Annotated in this window: 4 protein-coding genes; 3 read left to right on the plus strand and 1 reads right to left on the minus strand. The window is 60.5% G+C overall.

Annotation, left to right across the window (positions count from 1 at the left end; genetic code table 11):
• Positions 1 to 424 precede the first annotated feature (424 nt).
• Together ACI38B_RS04105 and ACI38B_RS04110 are read left to right on the plus strand one after the other, a co-directional pair.
• A complete protein-coding gene (locus ACI38B_RS04105) occupies positions 425 to 3,025 on the plus strand; it encodes a DEAD/DEAH box helicase (protein WP_439729640.1) in 2,601 nt (866 codons plus the stop codon).
• A gap of 66 nt (positions 3,026 to 3,091) precedes the next feature.
• Positions 3,092 to 4,660, plus strand: coding sequence for a replication-associated recombination protein A (locus tag ACI38B_RS04110; protein ID WP_439729641.1), 1,569 nt, complete (start codon positions 3,092 to 3,094; stop codon positions 4,658 to 4,660).
• Between the two features lie 45 nt (positions 4,661 to 4,705).
• On the opposite strand, the gene ACI38B_RS04115 is transcribed toward ACI38B_RS04110, so the two are convergent.
• A complete protein-coding gene (locus tag ACI38B_RS04115; protein WP_015450635.1) occupies positions 4,706 to 5,011 on the minus strand; it encodes a YhbY family RNA-binding protein in 306 nt (101 codons plus the stop codon).
• 280 nt (positions 5,012 to 5,291) lie between these two features.
• Here ACI38B_RS04115 and ACI38B_RS04120 point away from each other — a divergent pair, with 280 nt between their 5' ends.
• Entirely contained in the window at positions 5,292 to 6,428 is a 1,137-nt protein-coding gene (locus ACI38B_RS04120; RefSeq protein WP_439729642.1) for a 4-hydroxybutyrate dehydrogenase, read from the plus strand.
• The last annotated feature ends 221 nt before the right edge of the window (positions 6,429 to 6,649 follow it).

Genomic DNA, 6,649 nt, shown 5'->3' on the forward strand with positions numbered 1-6,649 from the left:
GATTCCCGTGTTATCTCGCCGCCGTGTGATTCCCCGGTTGCATGGCGGGCCGATACGGTGTCCTTGGTCGTCGTATCCGTTTCAATCTGCCCGTCGTGCGACTTTCCCGTCGCACTGCTGCCCGGTACTGCCGCCCATCCCGCCGTTCATAGGGCTATCTGCCCGTTGTGCGACAACTCGGTAGCACCGCTTCCCAGTACTTGCCATCTGTTCGGCGAGACTCTCCGTATCTCGCCGCTGTGTCCTTGAGAAGTCGCATCCCGTTGGAGTGTCTCTCGTCCGATTTGAGACCCGAAGGTACTCCGTCATCGTGCAATCTGATAGTCGCACGGTGGTCAGTGATTTTCTTCCTGTTTGTGGAAACCGTCGGCATCCCCACTCTCCCCATCGTCCGCAAGGCACGCCACGCGTTAGACTCAGGGGTATGACGCAGGACGAGCAACGGCTGGAAGCCGACGGGACGAATGGATACGGGTCGCTCGGGGTGTTGGCCCCGCATGACGGCGAGCGACGCAACCTTGACGCCGACGCGATTTTCGATCGCTTCTTCGGCTGGGTCGAGGACACCAAGGGCATCACCCCGTGGCCCCACCAGGAAGAGGCCATCATGGACCTGCTTTCGGGCGACCACGTGATCCTCAACACCCCGACCGGCTCCGGCAAATCGCTGGTCGCGCTCGGCATGCATTTCGCCGCGTTGTGTACCGGCCGCCGCTCGTACTACACCGCGCCGATCAAAGCACTGGTATCCGAGAAGTTCTTCGACCTGGTCGAGGTGTTCGGCAGGGACAACGTCGGCATGATCACCGGTGACACGCATATCAACGCAGACGCGCCGATCATCTGCTGTACTGCGGAAATCCTCGCGAATCAGGCGCTGCGGGAAGGCGACCAGGCGGACATCGGTTGCGTGGCGATGGACGAATTCCACTACTACGGCGATAGTGAGCGCGGCTGGGCGTGGCAGGTCCCGCTGATTACGCTGCCCCACACGCAGTTCCTGCTCATGAGTGCAACGCTCGGCAATGTGGATGCGATCGCCGACCGGCTTGAAGACGCCACTGACACGGATGTCGACATCATTGCCGACGCCCCGCGCCCGGTCCCGCTGACCTACGAATACACTGACAAGCCGCTGCCAGCGACCATCGAGCTGCTGGTCGGCAAAGGCGACACCCCGATTTACATCGTTCATTTCTCGCAGGATGCCGCATTGACCACTGCGCAGGCGCTCGCCAACAGCAATGTCTCCACCAAGGAGCAGCGTCAGGCCATCGCCGAGGCGATGAAGGGCACGAAGTTCACCACGGCATTCGGCAAGATTTTGCAACGCCTGCTGCGCACTGGTGTCGGCGTGCATCATGCCGGCATGCTTCCGCGATACCGCCGATTGGTCGAACAGCTCGCCCAGCAGGGCCTGCTTCCGGTGATTTGTGGTACCGATACTTTGGGCGTCGGCATCAACGTGCCGATTCATTCCGTGGTGCTCACCGCGTTGACGAAATTCGACGGTGTCAAGACCCGTCGTCTGCGCGCCCGCGAATTCCACCAGATCGCCGGTCGTGCCGGCCGCATGGGCTTCGATACGGAAGGGCTGGTGGTCGCCGAGGCTCCGGAATACGAGATCGAGAACGCGCATCAGCTGGCCAAAGCCGGCAATGATCCGAAGAAACTCAAGAAAGTCAAGCGTAAGAAGCCGCCGGAGGGTTTCGTCACATGGAATGAGCACACCTTCGACAAGCTCATCGAGGCGGCCCCCGAGACTCTGGTCCCGCATTTGAAAATCACGCATTCGATGGTGCTCAACGAGGTCGCCCAAGGCGGTGACGCTCGCGCCCGCGTCGACAAGCTCATCGACGACTCTGCGCAGACCGACGAGCAGAAAGCGCATCTGCACCAGTTGGCGGACGACATCTTCCGCACCATGCTTGACGAGCATTTCATCGAGGCCGTCCCGCGCGACGACGACACCACGGATTACGTGCTTGACGTCGACATGCCTGATGATTTCGCGCTCGACCAGCCGTTGTCCCCGTTCCTTGTCGCCGCGCTCGACCTGCTCGACCCGGATTCGCCCACGTACGCGCTTGACGTTATCTCGATGGTCGAGGCGACGCTCGACGACCCGATGCCGGTACTCAAAGCCCAGCAACGGCAAGCCCGCGACAAGGCGATGCAGGAGATGAAAGCCGACGACATCGACTATGACGAACGCATGGAACGCCTCCAGGAAATCACCTATCCCAAGCCGCTTGAGGATCTGCTGAATCAGGCCTTCGACACGTACCGCCAGTCGGTGCCGTGGGCGGGCGACTACATGCTCAGCCCCAAATCGGTGCTGCGTGACATGGTCGAAACCGCCTCTGATTTCAACGGGTACATCGCCCGGTACAATATCGCCCGCTGCGAGGGCACCCTGTTGCGTTACCTGTCGGACGCCTACCGTTCGCTCGCGCGCACGGTCCCGCAGGATATGCTTGATGACCAACTGCGCGACGTTATCTCCTGGCTGCGGCTTGTCGTCCGGTCCGTTGATTCCAGCCTCGTGGATGAGTGGGAGCATGCCGGCCAAAACGATGAATCCGCGCTTGACACCACCGCCCCGGGCGATCGCGACGCCGTGGTTTCCGACCGTCGTGGACTCACCGTGCTCATCCGCAACGCCATGTTCCGCCGCGTCCAGCTTATGGACCTCGACCGTCCTGAGGCTCTCGGCGACCTCGACCACGACTGGGGTTACGGCGTTCACGAATGGGAGGATGCGCTCGAAGACTACTACGACGAGCACGACTATGTCGGTATCGATGCCGCCGCCCGCTCGCCGGAATTCTTCATCATCGATGACGCGAACGAACGCAAGGAGCATACATGGCGTGTTCGACAGATTATCGATGATTCCGATGGTGACCATGACTGGGCGATCGGCGGCACGGTCGATCTCGATGCCACGCAGGAGACCGGCGAGACGGTGTTTGTCGACTATCACGTCGGTCCGATTGGCCCCGACGGCCAGATCGAGGACTGATTGGGCCGGGGCCGATTGCGCATCGCCGGAGTCGAACGATTGTTCGAATTGGAGTAGGGTGGAAGCATGACCGATGATCTGTTCGCCGCGGCCGCCGCGCCTGATGACGTGCTGCGTCCGCTCGCCGTGCGCATGCGTCCCGAAACCCTCGATGAGGTGGTGGGTCAACAGCATGTGCTCGGGGATGGTTCGCCGCTGCGCCGGCTTGCCGACCCGCAATCGCAGGGCTCATTGACCGCCCCGAGCTCGATCATCCTGTTCGGGCCCCCGGGAGTGGGCAAAACCACACTCGCCTACATCGTTGCCAAACAATCCGGGCGCGCCTTCGAAGAGCTCTCCGCCGTGACTTCAGGGGTCAAAGACGTGCGTGCGGTCCTCGAACGTGCCCATGAACGGCTTGTCACCTCGCATAAGGAAACCGTCCTGTTTATCGACGAGGTTCACCGTTTCTCAAAATCCCAGCAGGACGCCCTGTTGCCCAGCGTCGAGAACCGTGACGTCACCTTCATCGGCGCCACTACGGAGAACCCAAGTTTTTCGGTCATCAAGCCGTTGCTCAGCCGTTCGGTCGTCGTCAAACTCGAATCGCTTGACGATGCCGACCTCAGCACGCTGATCGACCGTGCCATCGCCAGCCCGCGCGGGTTGGAAGGCACCGTCGCCATCGACGATGACGCCCGTGACGAAATCATCCGCATGGGCGGGGGAGACGGGCGCAAAACCCTGACCATCCTCGAAGCCGCCGCTGGGGCGGTCACCGGCGGCAAGCATGCGAAGGATCCGGGCAAGCCCGCGGTAATCACTCCGGACATTGTCAGCAGTGTCATGGACGTGGCGACCGTGCGTTACGACAAGCACGGCGACGACCATTACGATGTCATCTCCGCTTTCATCAAATCCATGCGGGGCTCCGACCCGGATGCGGCAATCCACTATCTCGCCCAGATGCTCAGGGCGGGTGAGGACCCGAGGTTCATCGCCCGGCGCATCATGATCGCGGCTGCCGAGGAAGTCGGCATGGCCGCTCCGCAGATCCTCCAGGTCACTGTCGCCGCCGCGCAGGCGGTGGCCATGATCGGCATGCCCGAAGCGCGCATCATCCTCGCCGAAGCGACTATCGCCGTGGCCACCGCGCCGAAATCCAATGCCAGCTACAATGCGATCAACGAGGCGCTCGCCGACATTGATGCCGGGCATATCGGCCAGGTTCCGCTGTATTTGCGCAATGCCCCGACGAAACTTATGAAGAGCTGGGGCAACCACGAGGGCTACAAGTACGCCCACGATTATCCGGGAGCCGTCGCGCCGCAGCAGTATATGCCTGACGAACTGGTCGGTCGTGAATATTACCGCCCCAACGACCGTGGCTATGAGCGTCAAGTGAAGGAGAATCTGGCACGAATCAAGCCGATTCTCCATGGAATCGGGGCTGCCAGAGCCGCCGATGCCGCTGGGACCGCCGGAACTGCCGGAGCCGCCGGGACCGCCGGAACCGGTGCCCAGCCGGCATCGTCAGAATCCGGGCGCACTGCGCAAGCCGAGCCCGGAGCGGCGTTGAAAAAGCAGCACGCTGCACCGCAATCCGAATCTGCGGCGTCGCATACATCGTCGGATGCGACACCCCAGACTAATTGACTGATTTATTCGATTGATATTTTGGCTGATACAGGTCGGAAACGCCTACTCGCGCACCAGCACAATCTTCTTCACATCGTCCCGGCGAGATTCGCGGTACAGCACGAATCGGTTGCCAATCACCTGCACGACATCGGCCCCAAGCCGTTGGGCAAGCTGGTCCGCAGCCTCACGGGCGGTCAGACCTGAGCCGTCCTGGACCGCGCATTTGATGAGTTCATGCTTATCGATTGTTTCATCAGCCTGCTTGATTGCGGCATCGGTCACATCGTTCTTGCCGATCCACAGCAGCGGGTTGAGCTGGTTGGCCATCGCCCTCAGCTGCTTGGTTTGTTTCTTGGTCAGTGCCATGACATCCTCCGTATCGATTGCGGGTCCATCGGTTCGCCCCGCATGCGCGTGAACCAACCATACCGCATGCCGCGGTCCTTGGGAGCGAGCGTCACGGAGTGGCATGTCCACATCATGATCATGGCGGTAACGGAATGTTCTCTATGGACGTGAACGATTCCGAACCGCTGTCACATGTAGGAAACACGCCGGACATATCAGGTGAAATGTCCGGTCCGATAATGCGCGTATCGCTTCCGCATGCCGCAAAGGGTACGCGGGCCGTTGAAAGAAGGTTTGTATGAAGCAGCTCACCGTTGGTCCCGTGATTCACAAGTTCCCCACGGTCGCGGAATTTGCGAAGGAATTCAATCTTGGGCCTGACGACCTGCTGGTCACCATGGACGTGATGCATGATACGTTCTTCGCCGGCGTCACCAACGGCGCCCATGTGATCACCGTAGACAAATACGGCAGTCAGGAACCGACCGATGAAATGATCGATGCGCTTATTTTTGACGCCTCCAAGTTCAAGTATTCCCGCATTATCGCAGTCGGCGGCGGTGCCGTCATGGACATGTCGAAAATCGTCGCCGTTGCTGGCGGTGACGGCATCGATGACGTCATCGACCATCTGGCGGACCACCATCGCAAGGTACGTCTGGTGCTCGTGCCGACCACCTGCGGTACAGGCAGCGAAGTCACGGAAATCGCCGCGGTGAACCGCACACGCCTTGGTTGCAAGGCGGGTATCGCCGGGCCGGAGATGTTCGCCGATGATGCCGTACTGATTCCGGAACTGCTCACCGGTCTGCCTGATCATGTCTTCGCCACAAGCTCGATGGATGCGCTTGTGCACTCCGTCGAATCCGCGTTGTCGCCGAACGCCACTCCATACACGAAGATGTTCAGCTACAAGGCGATTGAAATGATTGTCGGCGGATACCAGAAAGTGACCGAGGCCGGTGAGGCGGGATCGACCGAACGCCGCGCGAAGCGCAACGAGTTGATGGACGACTTCCTCATTGCCTCCGATTTCGCCGGCATCGCCTTCGACACCGCCGGATGCGCGGCCGTGCACGCGTTGAGCTATCAGCTGGGCGGCAAATACCATGTGCCGCACGGCGAATCGAACTACGCCATGTTCACGGGCGTGTTGCGCAACTACATGGAAATCAAATCCGACGGAGAGATCGCCACGCTCAACGCCTTCCTCGCGAAGATCCTCGGATGCGATACCGCCGTGGTCTACGACCGGCTCGAGGAGCTGATCAACAAGCTCCTGCCGAAGAAGGCGTTGCATGAGTACGGTGTGACCCGCGAGGATCTGCCCGAATTCGCCGAACGTGTGATGACCACCCAGGAGCGGCTGATGCGCAACAACTTTGTGCCGCTTGATTATGACCGCGTGCTGAAGATTTTCACAGAACTCTACTGACACGCGCCGCCTGGACTTAACAACGGTTGCTGGCATCGCGACGACCTTGCGCAGAAAAGCGTTGCTGATTGGCGTCAGGTCGTGATCCGACGCGTTGCATGGGTACGTGTAGCGATACCGGGCGATTATGAATCCGGGTGCAGTGGGACTGAGACATCTCACCGCACCCGGATTTGTAGTTGCCGGAGATGTTGCGATGGTGCACTTGATTGTTTAAACGA

The sequence above is a fragment of the Bifidobacterium sp. genome, assembly GCF_051876855.1.
Classification (GTDB): domain Bacteria; phylum Actinomycetota; class Actinomycetes; order Actinomycetales; family Bifidobacteriaceae; genus Bifidobacterium.